The organism is Citromicrobium bathyomarinum, from assembly GCA_001306305.2.
Taxonomy (GTDB): domain Bacteria; phylum Pseudomonadota; class Alphaproteobacteria; order Sphingomonadales; family Sphingomonadaceae; genus Alteriqipengyuania; species Alteriqipengyuania bathyomarina.
On record CP155577.1, the window covers coordinates 982,370 to 1,005,611 of the forward strand.

A 23,242-nucleotide genomic window follows, 5' to 3' on the forward strand; every position below is an offset into this window, starting at 1 on the left:
CACCAAAGCGTAACCTCGGCGCAGTGGATCGGTAACACACTGGCCCTAACGACCCTTCGCAATCGCAGCATAAAGGGTCTCACAATGCGTTCGTCTTCCGTTTCCATCCTCCGTCTCGTCTTGCTCGGCACCGCCGCGCTGTCGCCCGTCGCCGCCCTCGCTCAGGCCCCGGTCGAGCCTGCCGATGAAGCCACCGGCGAGGAGGAAATCACCGAAGAAACCGGCAACATGATCGTTGTCACCGCGCAGAAGATCGAACAGCGCGCGCTCGACGTGCCGATCACGATCAGCGCCCTGAGCGGAGATCAGATTGCCAATCTGGGCGTCACCGATCTCGACGAGCTGTCGAACTATGTCCCCGGCCTCAACATCCAGGAACAGAGCGCCAACAACCCCGGCATCGTCATCCGCGGCATCACTTCGGACAGCGGTTCGGCCCAGCAGGGGCCGCGCGTGACGCTCTATTACAACGGCGTCGATATCTCGCGCTCGCGCGGGTCGTACCAGGCGATCTACGATCTGGAGCGCGTCGAGGTCATCAAGGGCCCGCAGGCGACCCTGTTCGGCACCGCCAGCGCTGTCGGCGCGATCAGCCTCGTCTCCGCCAAGCCGAAGCCCGGCTTCTCCGCCGAGATGACCGGCGGCTACGGCAATTACGACGCCACGCTGCTGTCGGGCTTCGTCAACGCAGGGTCGGATGTGATCGCGGGCCGCGTCGCATTCGAATGGCGCAAGCGTGATGGCTACGTCGAGAACCTCGCGACCAATCAGGACGAAGAGCTTTACGCCAAGGACCAGTTCGGCGTTCGCGGATCGCTGCGCTTCACGCCCAGCCCCTTCGTGACTGTCGACCTGGTCGGCACCTACGACCAGCAGCGAAATGGCGGTACGCCGTTCATCTCGGGCACGTTCCCGGCTTTCGCCGGAGCGCCGGGTGGCCCGGCCAACGCTTTCGAACCCGCGAACCTCGCCGGTTCGCCTTATTCGGCGGCGGCGCTGGGCGATGACCAGCTGGGCCTCAACCGCGAAGTCTACGACATCAACCTGACCGCACAGGTGGAACTGAACGACTCGCTCACCTTCACTACAGTGAACGGCTACCGCGAATTCGACAGCGCCGAGGTGTTCGACGCCGACGGCTCGGCAGCGCCGTTCCTCGAATTCGCGGAAATCGCGACCGGGCACCAGTTCAGCCACGAAGGCCGCTTCAGCTATGCGGACCCGAGCTGGCGCGCGTCGTTCGGCTGGAACGTTTTTGCCGAGAAGGGACGCCAGAACGTGCCTTTCTCCACCGAAGAGGGTACCTTCCTGCAGTGCCTGAGCTCGCTGTTCGGTGCGCCGCTGATCCCCGGCATTCCTTGTGTTGCGCCTGACGGTAGCGTGCCTGCCAGCGTGGTGACCCAGCTTGCGACGGGTGGCGCAGCGACCGCGATTCCCTACGCTTCCGTGTTCGAGAACCAGGGCACCAACACCAGCTATTCGATGTTCGGCGACGTGACCTACATCCCGACCCCGAGCATCGAACTGACCGCGGGTGCGCGGATCCTGATCGAGGAGCGCAAGTCGGGCTTCACCGCCACCGTACCCAATTCGGTGCTGAGCGGCGCGCCGCTGATCCCCGGTCAGGTCGACACCGGCGGGCAAACCATCACCGGTGAAGACAGCTTTACCGCCGTGCTGCCGCGCTTCAACATCCTCTATCGCATCAATCCGTTCGTAAACGTGTTCGCGACGGTCTCGAAGGGCCGCCGGTCGCCGGTGGTGCCGGTCAATGCAGGCGGTGTGCAGCCCCTCATCCCCGAGGAAACCGTGTGGAACTATGAAGGCGGCCTGAAGCTGGGCGCCGGACCGATCTCCGGATCGCTGGGGGTCTATTATCAGGTCTACGACAACTTCCAGGTTTCCGTGGCAGACCCCGACAACCTCGGCTCCTTCATCACCGCCAGCGCGGGTTCGGCATCGAACCTGGGTGTCGAGGCGGAACTCGCGGTGCAGGCGACCGACTGGCTGAGTATCTTCGGCAATGTCGGCTATATCAGCGGCGGGATCGACGAGGACGGCGCATACTCTCCCGAATATTCGGGTGCGCGTTTCCGCCTTCAGCCCGAGTGGCAGGCGGCGGGCGGCTTCACGATCGACTATCCGCTGGGCAATGGCGCGCGTCTGTTCGCCACCCCCAGCATCACCTACCGCAGCCGGATATTCTTCGAAGTGCCGAATGATCCGCTGATCTCGCAGGGGCCGGTCACGCTGGTCAACGCGCGGGCGGGCGTATCCTTCGCCGACGACCGGTTCGAGATCGCAGGCTTTATCCGCAACGCTTTCGACGAGGATTATCTCCTCGACGCGGGCAACACCGGCGGTTCGTTCAACGTGCCGACCTTCATCCCCGCAGAGCCGCGCCTGTTCGGGGTCGAGCTGACTGCGCGTTTCGGGCGCTGATATAAAATGGGCGGGGGCCTTGCAGCCTCCGCCCATTCGCATTTTTCTGGTGAACTGACCGATCAGACCGCGTCGAGCGCCTGATCGAAGTCGGCGATCAGGTCTTCTGGGTCTTCGATCCCGATGCTGATCCGCACCAGCGCGTCCGAAATGCCGAGCTGCTGGCGGCGTGCATGGGGCACGGAGAGGTGCGTCATGCTGGCCGGGTGGCTGGCAAGTGTTTCGGTGCCGCCAAGGCTGACCGCAAGCTTGGCGACCTTGAGCGCGTCGAGGAAGCGGAAGCACTCCTCTTCGCCGCCCTTGAGGAACAGCGAGAAGGTGGAGCCTGCGCCAAGGCAGTGGCGGTCGTAGATGTCCTGCTGGCGATCATCCTCGATCATGCCGAGATAGCCCAGGCCATCGACCTTGGGGTGCTTCTTCAGGAATTCGCACACCTTTGCCGCGTTCTCGCCCGCGCGCTGCATCCGCAGCTCCACGGTTTCGAGGCTGCGCAGCAGCATCCATGCGGTGTTCGGGTCGGCGATGCCGCCCATCGTGTTGCGGATCATGCGGACCGGCTTCATCCACTTTTCGTCGCCGGCAATGGAGCCCGCGACGAGGTCCGAGTGGCCGCCGACATATTTGGTCAGCGAATAGCACACGATGTCCGCGCCATGTTCCAGCGGACGCTGCCACAGCGGGCCGAGGAACGTGTTGTCGATCGCGATCGGGCAATCGGCGGGCAGAGCAGCGTCACGCACATCGCGGACCATCTCGATATCGACCAGCGCATTGGTCGGGTTGCCCGGGCTTTCGAGGTAGATCATCGCGACCTTGCCGCCGTTCTCGGTCGCCATGTCCTTGGCCTTGGCGACCACATCCTCGAACTGTTCGCGCGTCGCACCGGCGGGGAAGTCGATATACTTCACCCCGAACTTGGCGAGGATCTTGGCGACGAAGCCTTCGGATGCTGCATAGAGCGGGCCGGAGTGGACGATCACGTCGCCCGCGCTGCAGTAGGCCATCATCATCACGCAGATCGCGGTCATCCCGCTGGAGAAGCACAGCGAATCCTCCGCGCCGTCCCAGATGGCGAGGCGGTCCTCGAGGATTTCCTGGTTCGGTCCGTTGAAGCGCGAATAGACGAGGCCTTCCGCGCCGCCTTCACGCAGGCCGGTGATGCCTTCGAAGTGGCGCTTGCCCGCAGCCGCGCTTTCGAAGGCGAAGGTGCTGGTCAGGAAGATCGGAGCCTTGAGCGATCCTTCGGACAGTGCCGGGTCGTAGCCGTGGCCCATCATCAGGGTCGACGGCTTCATCTTGCGCCCGTCGATCTTCGTGACTTCGGGCTTGGGCTTGCGGCGGGGGGTGGGGGTTTCGACTGCGTCGACGGCGTCGGTCATGGGGAACGGCCTTCCTCAACTATACCCCCAGGAAGGCGGGGGCTTGGGCTGGAGGCTGTGCCGGTGGCGGCCCGCTCCTAACCTCCGCAGGAACGCATCTCCACCAGCTGCCGGTTTTCGAACGCGCCAGTACCGCCGGGAGTTTCCGCGATCAAGCGACCCTGAGCACAAGGGGGGCAGGGGGCGGGCTCGACAACGGCCCGTTCAGCGTCGATCCATTGGCGCTGGAGCAATGTCAGGGGCATGTTGAAGCGATCCCTGATCCTCGCCGTCGCATCCGTTGCGTTGCTCGGTACCGGCCTTGCCGTCGCGCCCGTGGCACCGGCGGCGGCGCAGTCTGTACGTTCGACCTGGTCGATCGGCCCGGCCGTGCGCGGCAAGAACTCGTCATACCGGATGCCCGCGACCATGCAGGATACCGCGCGTGGTGCGGTGTTCGATTTTCCCTATCCCAGCCCGGCGGCAGGTCACGTCCATTACGTGACCACGGCAACCCGGCCGCTTGCGGGCGCGAAGCGGATTACGATGCGTTACCGGATCGATGCCGCACGCGGAGTGCGCTTCGTGCCGGAGGAAGACCCGCAGAACACCGCGACCCTGTCGCTCTATTTCCAGCGCGCAGGCGACCGCTGGACGATGCGCACGCCGCACCACCGCTGGTACGCGCCAAATGAGAAGGTCATTCCGCTCAGCCGCGGTACGCACGAGGTCAGCATCGATCTGGACGAGGAGTGGATCGCGATGGTCGGGGGCACCAGCTATTCGCTGCCCGAAGCGTTCGAACGCGCGCTGGATCGGACTGCGCAGGTCGGTTTCGTGTTCGGTTCGCCCGCGCTGCGCGGGCACGGGGTCTACGCCACCGGCCCGGCGCGGTTCACTCTGCTGGATTTCCGGATCGAGTGATCCGCAGGGTGGGCTAGCTCGAAGAAACAGAGAAGCGGCGGACGCGCCACTGCAGCTCTTCCTCGGTCGCACCGGGGACATCGTTTACCCGGCTGAGCACGATCTCCCCGGTCAGTGTCTGTCCGGTCCCGCCCCGAATGGCAATCGGAACCTCGTAGTAGATGGTCCCCGCCGCACCTTCCATGGTGCCGCCCGGCGCCGAGACGGTCAGGTCGCCGAGACCGGCGAAGGTCTGCGTGAACTGGTCACGCGGCAGCTTCTCCCGCAATTCGGGCACCATCAGGTTCCAGGCCTGATCGAACTCCTTGAGCTCGATCGCACGGGTGAAGGACAACAGCACGTTGCGCGCGCCCTTTTCCCCTTTCTGCGCCTCGGGAGTGAGCGTGGCGGGTGTGAGGTCGGGAATCCCGTCGTTCACGCCCGCCGGCTGCTCGGTATCGCTGCCCGCCTGCTGCGTATTCTCGCCACTGCTTGCGGCCTGGTCCGGCTGCGTCTCCCCTCCCGAATTGCAGGCAACCAGCGCGAGGGTCGCTACGCCGATTCCGGCAAGGGAGACTATGCGCATGGGGAGGGCCTTGGGCTGCAGAGGTAGAAGAGGCAGTTACTTGGGCGCGAGGACCATCAGCATCTGACGGCCTTCGAGACGCGGGAAGCTCTCGACCTTGGCGATCTCTTCCACATCGTCGCGCACGCGGTTGAGCAGGTCCATGCCCAGCTGCTGGTGCGCCATTTCGCGGCCACGGAAGCGCAGCGTGCACTTAACCTTGTCGCCGTTCTCGATGAACTTCACCACATTGCGCATCTTCACGTCGTAATCGTGCGTGTCGATGTTCGGACGCATTTTGACTTCCTTGATGTCCTGCGTCTTCTGCGTCTTGCGCGCGAGGTTCGCCTTCTTCTGCGCTTCGTAGCGGTGCTTGCCGACATCGAGGAACTTGCACACGGGCGGGTCTGCGTTGGGCGACACCTCGACCAGGTTCAGGCCAACTTCCGCGGCGCGTTCGATCGCGTCACGCGTGCTGAGGACACCGATGTTTTCCCCGGTCTCGTCGATAACGCGGACCTTGGGCGACTGGATAAAATTGTCGTAGCGCGGGCCGCTCTTGATAGGCGGCTGAAGGGAACGACGGGGGGGACGTGCTATGGGATGCTCTCCTAGAGTAATGAACAGATGTCCGCGCTATTTAGGTGTTTTCGGCGCAATGCGAAAGGGGGCTGCGCGAGGAACCGCGCTTTGCGGCGGGCAGACCGCGTCAGGCCGCGCGTTTCTCGGCCCGCCACAGCGGCAGACGGACCAGTTGCCCCCGCACGGCGCACAGCGCCTCGATCGTTTCGGCGGGGCTCAGGCTCTTGCGAATCGCCGGATCGTCGGCCGCCATTCCACCTGTCAGCGCGCCGAAGGCGGGCAGCACCATGCGCGGAGGTCCATCGCTGCGCCGGGCGATCACCGCACACGGGCGGCGCACGCGGCGACCGCGCAGGGTGATAGAGAGCTTGGGGTGCCAGTGGCCGGAAAGCTCTGCCCGCGTCTCGCCGGCCCGCGCCTCGTGGCGGCAGATCACCCCGCCGATTTCCAGCTCTTCGTGCAAGGCCCCGCCGCACTGCGCGGCTGCCCCGGCTGCGTCGGGTGGGCCGTCGTGGTTGCCGGTGATCCAGACCCAGTCGACCCGAGCGGTGAGCACGCGGAGCATGTCGCACGCGCCCTCTTCCAGGCGGCCTGCGCCCTCCGCGTCGTGGAAATTGTCGCCCAGCGTCACGACCCTGCGCGCACCGGTCTCGTCCACCGCCTGCGCCACCCGTTCCAGCGTGGCGCGGCTGTCGTAGGGCGGCAGCGGCTGGCCGTGGCTGGCGAAGAAGCTCGCCTTTTCGAGGTGCAGGTCGGCGACGAACAGCGTCGCCTCGCGCGGCCAGTAGACCGCACCGTCGCTGCGCAGAAGCAGCTCCGCCGTGTCGAACGAAAGGGGAACCATGGGGTCCACTTGCCCTAGGCTGGCAGGATTGGCAAGGGATGCACGACGCCACGCAAGGATGCGAAGACAATGCCCGACTGGTCTGCCCAAACGCAACAAGCGCGTACCTGGTTCGAATCCCTGCGCGACCAGATCTGCGCCGAGTTCGAGGCGATCGAGCGCGAGGCAGGTTCCGACGCGACCTTCCAGTACACCCCCTGGGAGCGCGAGGAAGAGGGTAACGACAGCCCGGGCGGCGGGGTGCAGGGCCTGATGAAGGGCAAGGTGTTCGAAAAGGTCGGGGTCAACGTCTCCACCGTCCACGGCACCTTCGCACCCGAATTTGCGAAGACGATCAACGGGGCCGAGGACGATCCCAGCTTCTCCGCCACCGGCATCAGTCTGGTCGCGCACATGGCCAACCCGCACGTGCCCGCAGTGCACATGAACACGCGATTCCTCGTCACCGGCAAGGCCTGGTTCGGCGGCGGCGCGGACCTCAACCCGCCGATCCCCTACGAGGAGGATGCGCAGGAATTCCACGCCGCCTTCCGCGCCGCCTGCGCGAAGCACAATCCGACCTATTACGAACGATTCAGCAAATGGGCGGACGACTATTTCTACATTCCCCATCGCGGCGTGCATCGCGGGGTCGGCGGGATTTTCTACGACCATCTGGAATGCGACGACGAGAGCGGCTTCGCCCGCAATCTCGATTTCACACAGGATGTCGGGCGCGCCTTTCTGGAGATTTTCCCCAAGCTGGTCCGCCGCCGGATGGAAAGCGAATGGACCGAGGCGGACAAGCGCACCCAGCTGGAATGGCGCGGGCGCTATGCCGAATTCAACCTGGTCTACGACCGGGGCACGCTGTTCGGCCTCAAGACCGGCGGCAATGTCGACGCGATCCTGATGAGCCTGCCGCCGGAAGCGGTGTGGACCTAGGCACCGAACGCGCTCCCCCGCATTGAACTGACACGACCCGAATTTCCCGGAGAACCCCATGTTTCGCGCCACCCTGCTCGCCACCGTCGCCCTGTTCGTAAGCGGCTGTACCACGATGGACAGCGCGCAGGAGGCTCCGGTCGAGCGTAGCGCGATGGTCTCCCCGATTCTGACCACGCCCGATGCGGTGGACGACCAGACCTATGCGCAGCCGCAGGTCGCGCGGGTCACGCATGTGGCGCTGGACCTGGACCTGGATTTCGACGCCAAGATGATCGGCGGCGGCGCGGTGCTGAACATTCTCGCCAAAGACGATGCCAAGCAGATCGTGCTCGACAGCAACGGATTGCGGATCGATCGGGTGACCGACGGGCAGGGCAATTCGCTCCCGTTCACGATCGGTGAGGCAGAGGAGGGCAAGGGTGCTCCGCTGACCATCCAGCTGAACGGCGCGCGCCAGCTGCGCATCGCCTATCGCAGCGCGCCCGATGCCGACGCGCTGCAATGGCTGACGCCAGAGCAGACCGCCGGGGGCAAGTACCCGTACCTGTTCAGCCAGGGGCAGGCGATTCTCAACCGCACGTGGATTCCGACGCAGGACAGCCCCGGCATCCGCCAGACCTGGGAGGCGCGCATCACCGCGCCCAAGCCGCTCGATGTCGTGATGAGCGGCGTGCGTCAGGGCGAGCCCGAGGATCTCGGCAATGGCCGCCGCGCATTCCGCTTCGTGATGGACAAGCCGGTGCCGCCCTATCTGATCGCGATCGCCGCTGGCGATATCGATTTCCGCGCCACCGGCCCGCGCACCGGCGTGTGGGCCGAACCGGCCACGCTCGACCGGGCGTATAACGAGGTGGCAGATACCGAACAGCTCGTCGAAGCTGCCGAGGAACTCTACGGTGATTATCGCTGGGGCCGGTACGACATGATCGTGCTGCCGCCCTCGTTCCCTTACGGGGGCATGGAAAACCCGGTGATGACCTTCCTGACGCCGACTTTCATCGCGGGCGACCGGTCGAACAACGGGCTGGTCGCGCACGAACTGGCGCATAGCTGGTCGGGCAACCTCGTCACCAACGCGGTGTGGGGCGACGGCTGGCTCAACGAAGGCGTCACTTCCTATTTCGAAAACCGCATCGTCGAGAAGGTTTACGGCAAGAGCCGCGCCGAACAGGAGGCCGCGCTCTCCTACGCCAACATTATCGAGACGCTGGACGAGGTCGGCAGTGACGCGCCAGGCACCGCGCTCCACAACGAAGGCGATGGTGAGCTGATCGGCAGCGCGATCGCCTACGACAAGGGGCACTTCTTCTTGCGCACGGTGGAGCGCGCGGTGGGCCGCGAGCGGTTCGACGCATGGCTGCGCCAGTGGTTCGACAACCACGCGTTCCAGCCAGCGACCAGCCAGATGATCTACGACGACATGCTGGCGAACCTCGTCACCTCGCCCGCCGAAGCGAAGCAGTTGAAGCTGCGCGAATGGATCTTCGAACCCGGCCTGCCGAGCAATGTCGCCAAGCCGGATCCTGCAGCCTTCGCCACGGTAGACGCGGCGGTGACCGCCTATGCCGACAACGGCACCATCCCCACCGGCTGGAGCGGCTGGACCGCTGCCGAGCAGATGCGCTTCCTCGACAACATTCCCAAGGAGCGAACTGCCGCGCAACTTGCCGCGCTCAATGATGCGCTGGGCCTGTCGGAGACGGGCAACAACGAAGTGCTGTTCCTGTGGCTCGAACTGGCGCTTGCCAACCGGTACCAGCCTGCCGTGCCGCAGGCCGAGGTGTTCCTGAGCGAGATCGGCCGGGCCAAGTTCGTCCGTCCGCTATTCGCGGTGCTGTGGGACCAGGGCGACTGGGGGCGGCCTATCGCAAAGCGCATCTATGCCGAAACGCGTGACGGCTATCATGCGGTGACGCGGGCCGGGGTCGACCGGCTGATGGCAGCCGATTAACCAAGAGGCGATTTTGCGCGTTGCAATAATGTGCGCTGCACCGCACATTTGCTGGTGAAATGCTGCGCCAATACGAACTTGTTGAAAGGGTCAAGGCCTACGACCCGGACGCCGATGAGGCGATGCTCAACCGTGCCTATGTGTACACCGTGCAGAAGCACGGGACGCAGAAGCGCGCGAGCGGGGACCCCTATTTCAGTCATCCGGTAGAGGTCGCCGGGCTGATGACCGATCTGCGCCTCGACCAGCAGACCATCGCCACCGCGCTGCTGCACGACACGGTCGAGGACACGCTCGCCACGATCGAGGATATTGAGGCCAATTTCGGGCCGGAGATCGCGCGGCTGGTCGATGGCGTGACCAAGCTCTCCAAGATCGAGCAGCTGCCCGAGAACGAGCGCGCGGCGGAAAACCTGCGCAAGTTCCTGCTCGCGATGAGCGAGGATATCCGCGTGCTGCTGGTCAAGCTGGGCGACCGGCTGCACAACATGCGCACGCTCCACTTCATCAAGAACGAGGACAAGCGCCGCCGGATCGCGCGCGAGACGATGGATATCTACGCCCCGCTGGCGGAGCGCGTGGGCATGTACGAATACATGCGCGAGATGCAGGCGCTCGCGTTCGAGCAGCTGGAGCCGGAAGCGTACGCGACGATCACCGGACGGCTTGCGGAAATCCGCAGCCAGGACAGCGGGCAGGTCGATGCGATCGCGCTCGCGATCAAGCAGGCGCTGGCCGAGGCGGGGCTCAGCGTCGAGGTGTCAGGGCGCGAGAAGCACCCCTATTCGATCTGGAAGAAGATGGCCGAGAGGCATCTGCCGTTCGATCAGGTGACCGACATTTTCGCGTTTCGCGTGATCACCGAAAGCGTCGAGGACTGCTACCGCGCGATGGGCGTGCTGCACACAGTGTGGCAGTTCATTCCCGGCAAGTTCAAGGATTACATCTCCACCCCCAAGAGCAATGGCTATCGCAGCCTGCACACCTCGCTGATCTACGAGAATTCGATGCGGGTAGAGGTGCAGATCCGCACGCAGGAAATGCACCGGACCAACGAGTTCGGGCTCGCAGCGCACTGGGCGTACAAGCAGCATGACCGGCCCGACGGGCAGGTCGGCTGGTTGCGCGACCTGATCGAGATCGTCGACGCCAGCCATGACCCCGACGAGCTGCTCGAACATACGCGGCTGGCAATCTATCAGGACCGCATCTTCGCGTTCACCCCCAAGGGGGCGCTGTTCCAGTTGCCCAAGGGCGCGACCCCGGTCGACTTCGCGTTCGCGGTGCACACCGATCTGGGTGCGCAGACGGTCGGCGCGAAGATCAACGGGCGGCACATGCCGCTGCGCACCCCGCTGGCGAACGGCGATGTGGTGGAGATCATCAAGGGCAGCGAGGCGGAGCCGCAGCTATCCTGGCTGGGCTTCGTGGTGACGGGCAAGGCGCGCGCCGCGATCCGCCGGGCGGTGCGCAACAAGGAACGCGAAGATGTCGCTGAACTGGGCTCCAAACTCTACGACCAGATCGCCGCGCGCACCCCGGCCAAGGTCGGCAAGAAGGCGCTGCGCGAGGCGCTGAAACGCCTCGGCATGGAGGAAGAGGAAGACCTGATGTATGCCATCGGGGCGGCGCAGATCACCGATCACGAGGTGATGGAGGCGCTGGTCCCCGGCAGCACCGCCGATTTCGAGGATGACCCGGACTGGGGACGGCACAAGAAGCAGGCGCTTTCCATCCGCGGGCTCAAACCCGGCAATGCCTACACGCTCGCCCAGTGTTGCCACCCGGTGCCCGGCGACCGGATCGTCGGGCTGCGGCGCAAGGGGGAGAGTGTGGAGGTGCACAATATCCAGTGCCTCAGCCTTGCCAGCGGGATCGACAACGACTGGCTCGATCTCGACTGGGGCAATCGCTCTGGCCTTGCGACCGGGCGGCTGTCGGTGACGCTGTACGACCGGCGCGGCACCATTGCCGAGATGGCCAATATCGTTGCGCGTAACAACGCCGATGTCCGCAGCCTCGACAAGGTGCGGATCGAAGACCCCTTCGCGACCTACGAGATCGATATCGAAGTCCAGGATCTCGCCCACCTCACCCGCATCCTCAGCGCGCTGAGGGCGAGCGATGCGGTGGCCCAGGCCGACCGGATATGACCGCGCTGCTGGCCTATATCACGTCCAGCTGGCCATCCCCGAAGGCGGAGAGGATAGCGCGCGCGCCTTCTTCGTCGATCTGATCGGCATGCGCGAAGTGGCCAAGCCCGACACGCTCTCGCCGCAGGGCTGATGGTTCGCGGCGGGCGAGGTCGCGCTGCATCTGGGCGTCGACCCCGATTTTACCCCTGCGACCAAGGCGCATCCCGCGTTCCTCACCAGCGATCTGGATGCTCTGCGCGTGCGGCTTGAACAGGGCGGTGTGGCCTGCCGCGACGACAAGCCCGTGGCAGGCTACCGCCGCTTCTTCACCGCCGACCCATTCGGCAACCGGCTGGAGTTCATGCAGAAGGTCTAGCGGTTGGCGAGATCCGCAGCCCGGGGCCAGTGCATGCGATAGCGCACTTCGTCGGGCGCCTTGTCCCAGTCGGAGATGAGCCTTTCGGCGATCTCCCCGCCGAGCGCGCGGTAGAAGCCGACCGCAGCTTCGTTGCGTTCGAACACCCACAGGTAGAGCCCTTTGTGCCGATCGCGCGCGGCGACCCGCCGTGCGGCCTCGCTCAGCAGCGCCTTGCCCACTCCCTGTCCGCGCACCGATGCGGCGCTGTGCAGGTTGTCGACGAAGCCGCCCCAGCCGGGCTCGCGCTCGTGGAACAGGCTGGCGAAGCCGATGATCCCCTGTTCGCTTTCGGCGACGACAACCTCAAGGTCGTCCGGCCCGGCGGTCAGACGCTCATGCCACACCGCGCGTCGATCTTCCTCCACCGGCCCGGCGAGATAGGCGGGGTCGAGGATGCCGGCATAGGCGCCGCGCCAGTTGGCCGTGTGCAGCGCCGCGATCGCGCCTGCATCGCCAGCATCGGCAGTGCGAAGCGCAAATGTGCTCACTCGGCGTCCGTCCTGCGCACGGGCACCGGGATATTGCAGACGTCCGCCCCGCCGGCAGGCTGGATGAAGAACGGATCGCGCCGGTTGGCGCGCGCATCGGCATAGCGCGCGAAGCTCTCGCTCGCGGTGGAGAGGTATTCGAAGTGCGGCTGCTCGCTCTCGGGCAGATCGGCGGCCATGCGGACCGAGACGATCGGCACGCGCTTGCTCTCGTCCTCGTAGAAGCCGAGCGGGCCTGTGCCACGCGGCAGGCTGGAGAGGTATTCGATCCCTTCCACGATCCGGCCCACGACCGCGATATTGCGGTCGAGATGGCGCGGCGCGTGGCCGATCACGGTGTAGAGCTGCGATCCGTCGCCGGTATCGGGCGACATGTTGCGACCCACGCCGACCATGCCGTAGCAGTGCACCGGCCACTGGACCGCGAGATGCATTCCCTGCACGCCGGCAATCGGCCAGCCGTCGCGAAAGCTCGCAAAATCGGCATAGGCGTCGGTCATCATCGGGGCGGGCCAGTCCTCGAACACCTGCGGCTGGCGCTTGGCCTGCAGCACCGGTCCGGTGAGCCAGTTGGGCGATCCGGCGACATACTCGCCCTCGGTCATCACCTTCAGCCCCTCGGGCACGGGCTTGGGCTCGACGCCCATCTCCGGGTCGGGCTGGCCCCACTGGACCACGTAATTGTCCTGCACGCGCAGGATCTGGCTGCCGTCCCAGTAATTCGCGCGGGCGAGGGTGCGGATGTTCGCGACCCAGCCCTGGCTGAAGGGCGCGCCGATCAGCTGCATCACGATCCTGCGCTCGGTCCCGTCGTCGAGCGGGGGCAGCGTCATTACCACCAGGTTCTCCGGATCGATGGCGATCCAGTCATCGGTGGGCGCCGAGCTTACGATTTCGCCCGGGGACGGCGGAGGTGCTTCGGCTTCTTGCGCGAAGGCGGTACTGGCGAGCGCAAGAGCGGCACTGGCGGCAAAAAGAATACGCATTGGCTTCCCCCTCATGGCGAGCAGCGCGAAACAATCCGGAGCGGAGCGCATCGCCGCCCCAGATTGCGTCCTCGCGATGCTCCCCGCAATGCCGAACGCAAATCTAGCGGTCGACCATGTCTTCCAGCGCATGCATGTCGTCGTCCGAGAGGCCGAAGTGATGGCCGATCTCGTGGATCACGACATGCCGCACCAGGTGCTCGAGAGTCTCATCGCCGCGCTCTGCCCATTCGTCGAGAATCGGGCGACGGAACAGGCGTATGCGGGTGGGCAGCGTGCCCGACATCTCAATGCTCCGCTCGGTCAGCGCGTGGCCCTCGTACACACCGGTCAGTTCGAAGGGATCTTCCATTCCCAGCTCGCGCAGGGTCTCCTCGTCGGCGAAGTCCTCCACCGCGAACACCACATCGCCCAGCTGTTCGGCAAAAGCCTGCGGAAGCGCGGCGATCGCCGCCCGGCCAAGCGCTTCCATCTCGTCCAGCGTCACGGGAAGTCCGAATTCTCTCATGCCCGGTGCCTAGCGGAGCATCCGCGTCTTGCGAAGCGCACGGAACGCAGCTAGGTGCGCTCCCTTCCCGAACGGGCGATGCGGAGCGGTGGCCGAGTGGTCGAAGGCGCACGCCTGGAAAGTGTGTATACGGTAACCCCGTATCGAGGGTTCGAATCCCTCCCGCTCCGCCACGGGCCTTTTTAAGGCCCTTCAATCACCTCCAGATCCGTGCGGAAAGCTTTGCAATTCCGCTGTTTGCGACTCCTATCCGGTCCAGCCCATTTCACTCCTAGCTAGATGCGTGTCGGGGTATTTTGGGGGTAACGAACGGACCGAACTGGGGGTATCGGATGCTGACGGACAAGGCGGTGCGCGCTGCTGCTTCGAGAGACAAGGCTTATAAGCTTGCCGACAGCCGCGGATTGCATCTTCACGTGTCTGCCAGCGGCCACAAAAGCTCGCGCTACAAATACCGGTTCGAGAACAAGGAACGTCTATTGACCTTGGGTGCATACCCCGAGGTATCGCTGGCCGATGCTCGCGAGAAACGCGATGAGGCGAAGAAGATCCTGCGGGATGGTCGCGACCCCCGGCACAGCGCGAAGCGCAGCCGGCTGATCGGCCGGAACGATTCGGCAAGGTCGTTCGAGGAGATGGCCCGCGCCTGGCATGCACTTCAGGTTGCGCGCTGGAAACCGGTGCACGCCAACGATGTCATCACCAGCCTTGAACGCGACGTCTTTCCGCATCTGGGCGCGATGCCGCTGGCTGATATCGACAAGCCGCTTCTCCTCTCGGTTCTGCGCAAGGTGGAGAAGCGCGGTGCCATCGAAACAGCGCGGCGGATGAAGCAGCGCGTGGCAGCGATCTACCGCTACGCGTTCGCAGAATTTCGCTCGAATTTGGGGCGACCCGAGGCCATGCCCGACATAACTCGCACCATGAAAGTCAAATTTTCCAGTAGAATCGATCGCGCTTTGGAAAAGCCATAATATTTATATAATTGAATTTCTTACTATCTGATTTTGTATATTCTTTATTCCCTCGGCGAGAAAATTCAATCGTCTTGGAGTGAGATAATGCGATCGGGTAAAAAGAGCTACAAATCGATTTTTACAAAACCTAAGTCCGAAATTCTTATTTTAAATTCGGCTCCACCACGCATAGGACGGCCTCGACCTGCACCTGCCCGCCCTCGCTGGCGTTGAGGTCGGTCACAGTCCCGTCGAAGGGCGCGGTGAGCGCGTGCTCCATCTTCATCGCCTCGAGTACCATAAGGCGCTGTCCGGCAGTGACGGTGTCACCGTCGGCCACATCGACAGCGATGACCTTGCCCGGCATGGGAGCGAGGATGGCACCGTCGCCGGCTGCTGCTGCGCCCGAACCGCGCGACTGGCGTTCGAAGACAAAGCTTTGCCCGCCGGCGAAGACCACCGCGTGCTTGGGGTCGACGAAACCCGTCGCATCGGCTGCCGTCGTTGCCCGAGCAGCCGAGATATACCGCGTCTCGCCCCTGTGATGGAGTGTCGCACCAAGCACGCTCGGTGCGTTCAAGCGCAGGCCGATGGGCAGGCCTTCGTGCTGCTTGGCATCGGCCAATGCTACAAAGTCGGCAGCGCTCTGCCAGATGGCGTCCCCGGCTTCGTCCGAAGAAACCAGCGTTTCGATTTTGGCGGCGATGAAGCCGGTATCGAGATTCGCTCCGTCGAAATCCGCGTCTCTCAGACAGTTCGCGATGAAGGCGGCGTTGGTCTTCACCGGCCAGATCTCCACGCTTTCCGCGATATCTGCCAATTGGTCGATCGCCTCGCTACGGCTTTCGCCCCAGACAACGAGCTTTGCAACCATCGGATCGTAGAACGGCGAGATTATGTCGCCTTCCTCGACGCCGGTCTCGATCCTACCTTCGGTGCCGAGGTCGAAATGATCGAGCCTGCCGGTCGAGGGCAGGAAGCCGCCATTGGGATCTTCGGCATAGAGCCGCGCTTCGATGGCGTGGCCGTTGATCGACAGCTCCTCCTGCTTCAGCGGTATAGGCTCGCCGCTGGCGACGCGCAGCTGCCACTCCACCAGGTCCACCCCGGTGATCTCCTCGGTCACCGGATGCTCCACCTGCAGGCGGGTGTTCATCTCCATGAAGAAGATATTGCGAAAGACAACGACATTCCGATTATCGAGAAACCGCCGCTCGCGCGTGCACTGCACGCCAGCGCCAAGCTCGATCAGCCGATCCCGGCAGAGCATTACCTCGCCGTGGCCGAAATCATCTCCTACGTGATGAAGCTCGCGCAAGGACGGCGGTAGCAACCGCGCCTTTGCGCCTCGCCGCCGATGCGGAGGGTCTAGACCTCGATATCGAATTTAGCCAGTTCGACGCGCACGCGCAGTTCGATATCGGCGATGATTTCGGCAAGCACAGGATCGGCGGGCTGCTCGACCTGAGCGACCCATTCGGCCAGCTGCTCCAGCCGTTCGGGCGTCACCTCGCCGGTGGCCAGTTCCACCTGCAGCGCTTCGAGTTCGTCGAGCCCGTCCAAACCCTGTTCGGCCATCTGCCGGCGGCGTTCGCGGTCTGGATCATAGGCGGCAAGAGTCACCAGCATCTGCACCGAACCCAGCGGCTGGCCGGGCTGGACGGCAGGCTGTTGCGGCACCTGCGCGGTGGGCACGTCCGGCTCTTCCCCGAGGTTGAACGTCGGGGTCTTGCGGGCGAACCCCGCAAGCAAAGCCGGGGCAGGCAACAGCGCGCTGATCTGCACGATAAACTCCTACCAAAGTGCGATTCTTGTCCTCCTCTATTCTATAAGAAAGAGAAGCCATTTTGGTAAACAGGAACGAGAATATGCGCATTGTGACAATGGTCGTCACCGCTTTGGCCCTGCTTCTCGCAGCGCCCGCGCAGGCCCAGTCAGGTTCGCGGATCAAGGACATCGTGGATGTCGAGAACGTGCGCACGAACCAGTTGGTCGGCTACGGCCTCGTGGTCGGCCTCGCCGGGACCGGAGACCGCACCCGCAACGTCCCGTTTACCGAGGAATCGCTGCAATCAATGCTCGAACGCATGGGTGTGAGCGTGCGCGACATGCAGCTGCGGACCAAGAACGTCGCCGCCGTCACCGTCACCGCGACCCTGCCGCCTTTCGCGCGTGCCGGTTCGCGGATCGACGTGCAGGTCTCGGCGATGGGCGATGCGACCAGCCTACAGGGCGGCACGCTGCTCATCTCCCCCCTGCGCGCCCTGAACGGAGAGATCTTCGCGGTCGCCCAGGGCCCGCTCGCCGTCTCGGGCTTCAAGGCTCAGGGCGCAGGTGCCAGCATCAGCCGTGGTGTTTCGACCTCCGCGCGGATCGCCGGTGGTGCGATCGTGGAGCGTGAGGTTCCCTATGTGCTGGGCAGCGCGGACAGCCTCAAACTGGCGCTCAAGAACCCCGATTTCACCACCGCCGATCGTATCGTAAGGGCGATCAACCAGCGCTTCCCGGGTGCGGCGCGGATGCTCGATCCGGCGACGGTCGAGCTGGGCGGGGCGGGCGGCTATGGCGGCTCGCTTCTCCAGCTCCTGCCCGAGATCGAGAACCTCCCGGTCGATGTCGACCAGCCTGCGCGGATCGTCGTGAACGAGGCGGCGGGCACGGTGGTGATGACCTCCGACGTGCGGATCAGCCCGGTGGCGATCGCACAGGGCGGGCTGACGATCAGCGTCGCCGAAAGCCCGATCGTATCGCAGCCCGGCCCGTTCTCCGGCGGAGAGACCACGGTGGTGCCGCGCACCCGGCTGGAGGTAGATGACGGCAGCGGGGCCTCGCTTGCGATGCTGGAACAGGGCACCTCGCTCCAGTCGCTGGTCAACGGCCTCAACCGGCTGGGCGTGTCGCCGCGCGACCTGATCACGATCCTTCACGCACTCAAGGGCGCGGGCGCTCTGCAGGCGGAGATCACGATCCAATGACGAGCGCAGCTTCAGCCACGCCCTTTCAGGGGCTGCCGGCGGCGGTGCCCAGCGGCGCATCGCCCGGCGCATCGCGCGCCGAGATCGCCAAGACGGCCGAGGAATTCGAAGCGGTTTTCCTGGGCGAGATGTCCAAGCTCATGCTCGAAAGCGTCGAAATGGGGGATGAGTTCTCCGGCGGCCATGCCGAGCAGATATTTCGCGGAGTCCTGGCTGAAAAGCTGGGTGCGGAAATCGCCAGACGGGGCGGCGTAGGCCTGGCCCCGTCGGTGATGGAACAGATGATCAAAATGCAGGAGGGTTCTCAATGATCGAAACAATTCTCGATGCTGCCCGCTCGATTGCCTCGCTGATGGATGAGGAAACCGAAGCACTCGGCCAGCGTGGACGCCTTGCCGACCACGCAGACCTGGTCGCCGCCAAGCGCCGCCTGGTGGCGCAGATGGAGGCCGAGATCGTGCGGCTCAACCGCGAAACGCCCAACTGGCTGCGCGATCTGGACGCAGAGCAGGACGCCGCACTGACCGAGGCGATGGGCACGCTGCAGGCCGCGGCCATGTCCAATGCGACCGTGGTCAGGAGGCAGCGGGACCTTTCCAACGATCTGATCGACGCGGTTGCGGCCGAAGCGAAGCGGCTGACCGGGAATTCCAGTTGCAGCTACCGCGACACCGGTTCGGTGACGTGGCGGCAGGATTCCAGCCCGATCTCGGTCAACACCAGCCTCTAATACGACGATCCCGGCCAGCCTCGGGGCTGGCCGGGATTGCCTGATTTCTCCGACCACTAACGGGTCGGGCCCCGAACGACATTCCAACACATACAAAGCGACCCCGGCTGGCACCAACGCCAGCCGGGGTCGCTTTGTTTTTAGATCGGCTTATCCGTTGCCGCGACCGGTCGCGGTTTTGAGCAGTTGCATCTGCTTGCGATAAAGGTTGGTCAGCGCGGTGAATTCGGATTGCACCGCGCCCAGCTTCAGCACCTGTTCTTCCAGCGTGACATTATTGCCGTCCGGCTTCGTCTCGACGATATTCTCGTCCAGGATGATCGCGCTCGATGATTGCTGGCGTGCACCAAGCGCGCGCATTTCGGAACTGATCTGGACGGTGGGCCGCGCAACGCGCCCCGCGCCGCTTGCATCCACCATTCCCGCAAAGCTGGGCGCTTCGACTTCGCGCGCCTTGTAGCCCGGGGTATCGCCATTGGCGATATTCTGCGCGATCACCTGCTGGCGATCCGAAAGATGCCGCATGGCGACACCAATGCCCCGCAGGAGGGCTGGACTCGTTTCACTCATGCCATGCTCCCTGGTCTGAGTTGTTAGAACAAGCCGCCGGAGTTGAACCCGGCGGTAAGGCTGCTGATGCGGGCGAGCGCATCCTGATAGTTTGCGATCTGCGCCAGCTGGCGCGGGGATGCGCCGCCGGTGGAACCGGCGCCGCCATTCACGATCGCGGCCTTCCCATCGTCCCAGTAGAGCGAGCGATAGGCGGTCTGCGTCATCGAGATCGCGCTCTTGATGCGTTTCGTGGCAAGCGCCGCGCCTTCGCGGGTCGAAATGTCGAACGCATGAGTCAGGTCGAGGCCGTAGCTGCCGCCCGGCACAACCTTGGGTGCGCGCTTGTCGTAGGCCGGCGGTGCGACAAGCTTCGCTTCGGGCAGACCCAGCTTGGCGAGCGCATCGCGCCCTTCACCGCCACTGACCAGCTCGATCGCCTGACCTGCCTTCGCGGTAATGCTCAGAGTGCGGCCATCATCGCCCGATGGCGTGGTGACAGTCGCCTTGGTGCCGGTGATACGGCTGATCTTCTGCGACAAGGTCGCCATGGTCTCGTCTGCGGCGATGGTGATCTGCCGTGCGATTCCGTCGTTGACCTTGATCGAGAACTGGTCCCCTGCGCGCAGGCTGGTCTGCGAGGTCAGCAGGGGGGAATCGGTGCTGTCGAGCCGCCCGCGCTTCAGACCGAGCGCGCCCAGCACGGTCGACCCGCTGGTGGCCGCGGCGATGCGGACCGGCTCGGTCGTGCGGGTGGCGAGGCCGAATTGCTGGATATTGGCGATCGCGCCGGTTCCGGCATCCAGCCGTGCGACGAACCCGTCGCTCGTGCCGCTGCGCGTCCCGCCAAGGTCGCCCGTGGTCCGTCCGCCAGCGTAGAGACTGCCGCCCATGAACGCGATGCTGTCCACCCGCTCGTCTGCCCCGGTGGCGATATAGCTGACGTCGCTGGTGGCGAGATCGGCGCTGACCCGCGCGACGAACCCGTCGCGCCCGCCCTGCATTGCGTTGAGCTGGTTGCCGGTCACCGCGCTGGAGGCCGAGCCGCCGATCCCGATGGTGCCGTCGGCGGCGACCGCCAGCACGCGGGCATCGACCCGACCGAGATCCATCGAGCCGAGATCGTTGACCAGAGAGGTGCTGTCGATCCGTCGCAGCGTGCCGACGCCGCCTTCGCTGGTGAGCGCGAGCAGCTCGCCATTGCTTCCGATCGCCAGCGCATTGACCGTGTCGCTGCCGCCGCTGTCGATCCGGCGGCGCTCGCGCAGCTGACCATCGGCGTCGAGGCGGGCGATGAACGCATCGCCGCCGCCCGTCGCGCCGCGCCCGCCGACGAAGATCGAACCGTCTGCGGCAACCGCGAGCGCGCTTGCGCTGTCACTGCCAACCGCACGAATGACGGTGGAGGACAGCTCCGCGCCGTTCGCGTCGAAGCGCGCGACCATCATGTCGCCGTCGGTGTTGGCCCCGTCGAAGCTGCCGGTCACCGTGCCGGCCACCACGATCTGGCCATCCGGGCCGAGGGCGACCGCCGCACCGCTGGCAGAGCCGCTGGCACCAAGCGCGCGTTGCCAGACCACTGCGCCCTCGCTGTCGAGCTTAGTCAGAAACAGGTCTTGCGAACCGGCGACCCGGTTGGAATCGAGATCGCCCGAAGTCGTGCCGACGACGAAACTGGAGCCGTCGGCAGCAGTGACGACCGATTGCGCAGTGGTGGCGGCAAATCGCTCTGTCGAAGGCGGTTCAACGCCCTCGATCGGCGCATATTTCGGCGCATTCAGCTCCGCACGTTCAGTCGCCAGCCGGTCGAGCCCGGCGATCTGGGACAGGGTCGATCGTTGGGCCGCGCCTGCCGGATCGGATATCCGCATCACCTGCGTCGATGGGGGGGCATCGGGATCGGTCTGGCCGGTGACCACCATCAGCGCATCGGGCGCATCGATCTGGTCGATCGAAACCTCTTCCAGGCCCGGGTTCTCGATCTTGAAGCCCCAGCTTCCGGTGCTCTTGTCCGGCACGAAGCGGACCAGCCAGCGGGGCACCGGGTTGCCGTCTGCGTCGAGGTTGACGCTGCCGTCGGGTGCACGCATCGGCACGGCGGCGATCGCATCGTTGATCGAGCCCGAAATCGAATCCAGCGTGGGCGGCTGCGGCCCTCCGGCCAGGTCGACATTGATCACGTCGCTCGCATCGCCGCGACGAATGGTGATGGCGAAGCGTTCCGTACCCGTAAGCGCGGTGAGCGGCGCATCGCGCGCTTCGGCCACGCCCTTGCCCGCGATGGTGCCAATGGGAGCATCCGCGGCGACCGCGACAGAGCGGACGCTGGTGCTGGGCTCGTCAAAGGCGAGAGTCAGCTTTTCGCGGGGTGCGGAGGCGACGAAGGCCTCAAGATCCTGCAACCCCTTTGCGAACACGCCCTGCAGCGTCTCGCGCACGGAGTCCGTGGGCCCAGCGGTCGCGGCTTCTGCGAGCATGCGGAGCCGGTCTAGCGCGCGGTAGGTGGTGAAGGCGGTGGCCACATCGCTCGGCAGCTTGCGGGCGCCGGTGGGCCCTGCATCGATTATCGACGACATGCGCCGGATTGCGGAAACCTGCGATGACAGCGACGTTCTGGGCTGGGCCTCCTTCCACGGCGGCGTGGTTTCGGGCGTCGAGAAGTTCGCTTTTGCTCGCCGAACGGCGAGCGTTTCGAACCCTCCCGATCCGGGTGAGAACATCGCGAAACTGTTGGTTCCGCTGAGCAGGCTGAGGCCTGCGAGGCTGCTGTTGAGGTTTGTCGGCACCTTCTTGCTACGTCCGTCCAATCGGCTGTTCGTTCCTCTATAATAGGACGAGCGCTCCCATCATGCGGGATGGGCGCTGGGATTTCTTTCTCTGGGGAACTGACATGACCATGGCCGCCAATCTCGTGGAGCCTGCCGAGCTCAAGAAATATTCGGGGCCGCAGCGTGCTGCTGCGCTGATGCTCGCGCTCGGCCAGGAACACGGGGCACCGATCTGGGAGCAGCTGAACAACGACGAGATCAAGGAACTGTCCGCCGGGATCGCGCAGCTGGGCCGGTTGCCGGCCGTGGCGGTGGAGCACTTGCTGGTCCAGTTCAGCAGCGAAGTCTCCAGCATGTCGTCGCTGCACGGATCGTACGAGACGACAGAGCGACTGCTCTCCGGCATCCTCGGCGAAGACAAGGTCAAGGAGATCATGGAGGACATCCGTGGTCCCTCGGGCCGCACCATGTGGGACAAGCTGTCCAATGTGAACGAGGCGGTTCTCGCCGCCTATCTCCGCAACGAATACCCACAGACCGTGTCGGTGATCCTCAGCAAGCTGCGTGCCGAGCATGCAGCGCGCGTGCTTTCCGAACTGCCCAGCGACTTCGCGACCGACGTCATCCAGCGAATGCTGCGGATGGAGCCGGTCCAGAAGGAAATCGTCGCCGAGATCGAGCAGACGCTCAAGAGCGAGTTCATGACCAATCTGGCGCGCTCCCAGAAGCGCGACCCGCACGAGATGATGGCCGAGGTGTTCAACGCGCTCGACCGGTCCGCCGAGGAGCGGATGCTCAGCGCGCTCGAAGAGTGCAATGCGGAATCGGCGGAGCGCATCCGCGCGCTGATGTTCACCTTCGAGGATCTGGGCAATCTCCTGACCGCATCGATCGCCACGATCGTGAAGAACGCCGATAAGCGCGAAATGGCGCTGGCACTGAAGGGCGCGCCGGAAGAAATACGCACGCTGTTCCTGGGTGCGATGACCGAGCGCGCGGCCAAGATGCTGCGCGAAGACATGAGCGCGATGGGCCCGGTGCGCGCACGCGAATGCGACGAGGCGCAAGCCGCGCTTGTCCGCCTGGCCAAATCCCTTGCCGATCGGGGAGAGATCGTTCTGGTCGATCCGAAGTCCGATGAATCGATGATCTACTGA

The 23,242-nt window shown here is 64.7% G+C and carries 23 protein-coding genes and 1 tRNA gene; 13 read left to right on the top strand and 11 right to left on the bottom strand.

Features of this window, described 5'->3' with window-relative positions; translation table 11 throughout:
• Positions 1 to 84 precede the first annotated feature (84 nt).
• A complete protein-coding gene (locus VO57_005090) occupies positions 85 to 2,442 on the top strand; it encodes a TonB-dependent receptor (GenBank protein XBL70721.1) in 2,358 nt (785 codons plus the stop codon).
• A gap of 62 nt (positions 2,443 to 2,504) precedes the next feature.
• Here the strand turns inward: VO57_005090 and VO57_005095 are convergent, their stop codons facing one another.
• Positions 2,505 to 3,821, bottom strand: a complete 1,317-nt coding sequence (locus tag VO57_005095; GenBank protein XBL70722.1) for a cystathionine gamma-synthase family protein — start codon at positions 3,819 to 3,821, stop codon at positions 2,505 to 2,507.
• A 243-nt stretch (positions 3,822 to 4,064) separates the two neighbouring features.
• Here VO57_005095 and VO57_005100 point away from each other — a divergent pair, with 243 nt between their 5' ends.
• Positions 4,065 to 4,724: a hypothetical protein gene (locus VO57_005100; protein XBL70723.1), complete on the top strand. Its 660-nt coding sequence runs from the start codon at positions 4,065 to 4,067 to the stop codon at positions 4,722 to 4,724.
• Between the two features lie 13 nt (positions 4,725 to 4,737).
• Here VO57_005100 and VO57_005105 read toward each other — a convergent pair whose 3' ends face one another.
• From VO57_005105 to pdeM, 3 genes are all read right to left on the bottom strand, one after another.
• Positions 4,738 to 5,289 (bottom strand): hypothetical protein, encoded by a 552-nt coding sequence (locus VO57_005105; protein ID XBL70724.1) that lies wholly within the window; start codon positions 5,287 to 5,289, stop codon positions 4,738 to 4,740.
• Positions 5,290 to 5,325: 36 nt separating this feature from the next.
• Complete coding sequence (infC, locus tag VO57_005110) at positions 5,326 to 5,868, bottom strand: translation initiation factor IF-3 (GenBank protein ID XBL71289.1); 543 nt, start codon at positions 5,866 to 5,868, stop codon at positions 5,326 to 5,328.
• 109 nt (positions 5,869 to 5,977) lie between these two features.
• On the bottom strand, positions 5,978 to 6,694 hold the full coding sequence (pdeM, locus tag VO57_005115; GenBank protein XBL70725.1) for a ligase-associated DNA damage response endonuclease PdeM: 717 nt from the start codon (positions 6,692 to 6,694) through the stop codon (positions 5,978 to 5,980).
• Between the two features lie 69 nt (positions 6,695 to 6,763).
• Here pdeM and hemF point away from each other — a divergent pair, with 69 nt between their 5' ends.
• The 4 genes from hemF to VO57_005135 are packed head-to-tail and all read left to right on the top strand — an operon-like array spanning position 6,764 to position 11,858.
• Positions 6,764 to 7,618 carry an oxygen-dependent coproporphyrinogen oxidase gene (hemF, locus tag VO57_005120; GenBank protein ID XBL70726.1) on the top strand — a complete coding sequence of 285 codons (855 nt, stop codon included), beginning with the start codon at positions 6,764 to 6,766 and terminating at the stop codon, positions 7,616 to 7,618.
• A gap of 58 nt (positions 7,619 to 7,676) precedes the next feature.
• Positions 7,677 to 9,572, top strand: a complete 1,896-nt coding sequence (locus tag VO57_005125; protein XBL70727.1) for a M1 family metallopeptidase — start codon at positions 7,677 to 7,679, stop codon at positions 9,570 to 9,572.
• A 59-nt stretch (positions 9,573 to 9,631) separates the two neighbouring features.
• A complete protein-coding gene (locus VO57_005130) occupies positions 9,632 to 11,725 on the top strand; it encodes a bifunctional (p)ppGpp synthetase/guanosine-3',5'-bis(diphosphate) 3'-pyrophosphohydrolase (GenBank protein ID XBL70728.1) in 2,094 nt (697 codons plus the stop codon).
• Positions 11,697 to 11,858, top strand: a complete 162-nt coding sequence (locus VO57_005135) for a hypothetical protein (GenBank protein XBL70729.1) — start codon at positions 11,697 to 11,699, stop codon at positions 11,856 to 11,858. Before VO57_005130 ends, VO57_005135 begins: the two co-directional genes overlap by 29 nt.
• 221 nt (positions 11,859 to 12,079) lie before the next feature.
• Here the strand turns inward: VO57_005135 and VO57_005140 are convergent, their stop codons facing one another.
• From VO57_005140 to VO57_005150, 3 genes are all read right to left on the bottom strand, one after another.
• On the bottom strand, positions 12,080 to 12,613 hold the full coding sequence (locus VO57_005140) for a GNAT family N-acetyltransferase (GenBank protein ID XBL70730.1): 534 nt from the start codon (positions 12,611 to 12,613) through the stop codon (positions 12,080 to 12,082).
• The gene (locus tag VO57_005145) at positions 12,610 to 13,599 is read right to left on the bottom strand and encodes a peptidylprolyl isomerase (GenBank protein XBL70731.1); all 990 of its coding nucleotides are present in this window, start codon (positions 13,597 to 13,599) and stop codon (positions 12,610 to 12,612) included. Before VO57_005145 ends, VO57_005140 begins: the two co-directional genes overlap by 4 nt.
• 103 nt (positions 13,600 to 13,702) lie before the next feature.
• Positions 13,703 to 14,107 (bottom strand): metallopeptidase family protein, encoded by a 405-nt coding sequence (locus tag VO57_005150; protein XBL70732.1) that lies wholly within the window; start codon positions 14,105 to 14,107, stop codon positions 13,703 to 13,705.
• Positions 14,108 to 14,189: 82 nt separating this feature from the next.
• On the opposite strand from VO57_005150, the gene VO57_005155 reads away from it, so the two are divergent.
• Positions 14,190 to 14,280: transfer RNA gene (locus tag VO57_005155), tRNA-Ser, on the top strand.
• A gap of 159 nt (positions 14,281 to 14,439) precedes the next feature.
• A complete protein-coding gene (locus VO57_005160; protein ID XBL70733.1) occupies positions 14,440 to 15,081 on the top strand; it encodes an integrase arm-type DNA-binding domain-containing protein in 642 nt (213 codons plus the stop codon).
• A 145-nt stretch (positions 15,082 to 15,226) separates the two neighbouring features.
• On the opposite strand, the gene VO57_005165 is transcribed toward VO57_005160, so the two are convergent.
• A complete protein-coding gene (locus VO57_005165) occupies positions 15,227 to 16,225 on the bottom strand; it encodes a biotin/lipoyl-containing protein (GenBank protein ID XBL70734.1) in 999 nt (332 codons plus the stop codon).
• On the opposite strand from VO57_005165, the gene VO57_005170 reads away from it, so the two are divergent.
• Positions 16,193 to 16,393, top strand: a complete 201-nt coding sequence (locus VO57_005170) for an EscU/YscU/HrcU family type III secretion system export apparatus switch protein (GenBank protein XBL70735.1) — start codon at positions 16,193 to 16,195, stop codon at positions 16,391 to 16,393. The two genes, VO57_005165 and VO57_005170, sit on opposite strands and share 33 nt — an antisense overlap.
• A 38-nt stretch (positions 16,394 to 16,431) precedes the next feature.
• Here VO57_005170 and VO57_005175 read toward each other — a convergent pair whose 3' ends face one another.
• Positions 16,432 to 16,848 carry a flagellar assembly protein FliX gene (locus VO57_005175; protein ID XBL70736.1) on the bottom strand — a complete coding sequence of 139 codons (417 nt, stop codon included), beginning with the start codon at positions 16,846 to 16,848 and terminating at the stop codon, positions 16,432 to 16,434.
• A 98-nt stretch (positions 16,849 to 16,946) separates the two neighbouring features.
• Here VO57_005175 and VO57_005180 point away from each other — a divergent pair, with 98 nt between their 5' ends.
• Genes VO57_005180 through VO57_005190 form a run of 3 tightly spaced genes read left to right on the top strand, consistent with a single transcriptional unit; the run spans position 16,947 to position 18,768 of the window.
• A complete protein-coding gene (locus tag VO57_005180) occupies positions 16,947 to 18,038 on the top strand; it encodes a flagellar basal body P-ring protein FlgI (protein XBL71290.1) in 1,092 nt (363 codons plus the stop codon).
• Complete coding sequence (locus tag VO57_005185; protein ID XBL70737.1) at positions 18,035 to 18,349, top strand: rod-binding protein; 315 nt, start codon at positions 18,035 to 18,037, stop codon at positions 18,347 to 18,349. Before VO57_005180 ends, VO57_005185 begins: the two co-directional genes overlap by 4 nt.
• Positions 18,346 to 18,768: a hypothetical protein gene (locus VO57_005190; GenBank protein XBL70738.1), complete on the top strand. Its 423-nt coding sequence runs from the start codon at positions 18,346 to 18,348 to the stop codon at positions 18,766 to 18,768. Before VO57_005185 ends, VO57_005190 begins: the two co-directional genes overlap by 4 nt.
• A gap of 150 nt (positions 18,769 to 18,918) precedes the next feature.
• Here VO57_005190 and VO57_005195 read toward each other — a convergent pair whose 3' ends face one another.
• Entirely contained in the window at positions 18,919 to 19,338 is a 420-nt protein-coding gene (locus tag VO57_005195) for a flagellar basal body protein (protein XBL70739.1), read from the bottom strand.
• A gap of 23 nt (positions 19,339 to 19,361) precedes the next feature.
• Positions 19,362 to 22,124: a hypothetical protein gene (locus VO57_005200; protein XBL70740.1), complete on the bottom strand. Its 2,763-nt coding sequence runs from the start codon at positions 22,122 to 22,124 to the stop codon at positions 19,362 to 19,364.
• An 83-nt stretch (positions 22,125 to 22,207) separates the two neighbouring features.
• On the opposite strand from VO57_005200, the gene VO57_005205 reads away from it, so the two are divergent.
• Positions 22,208 to 23,242 carry a flagellar motor switch protein FliG gene (locus VO57_005205; GenBank protein ID XBL70741.1) on the top strand — a complete coding sequence of 345 codons (1,035 nt, stop codon included), beginning with the start codon at positions 22,208 to 22,210 and terminating at the stop codon, positions 23,240 to 23,242.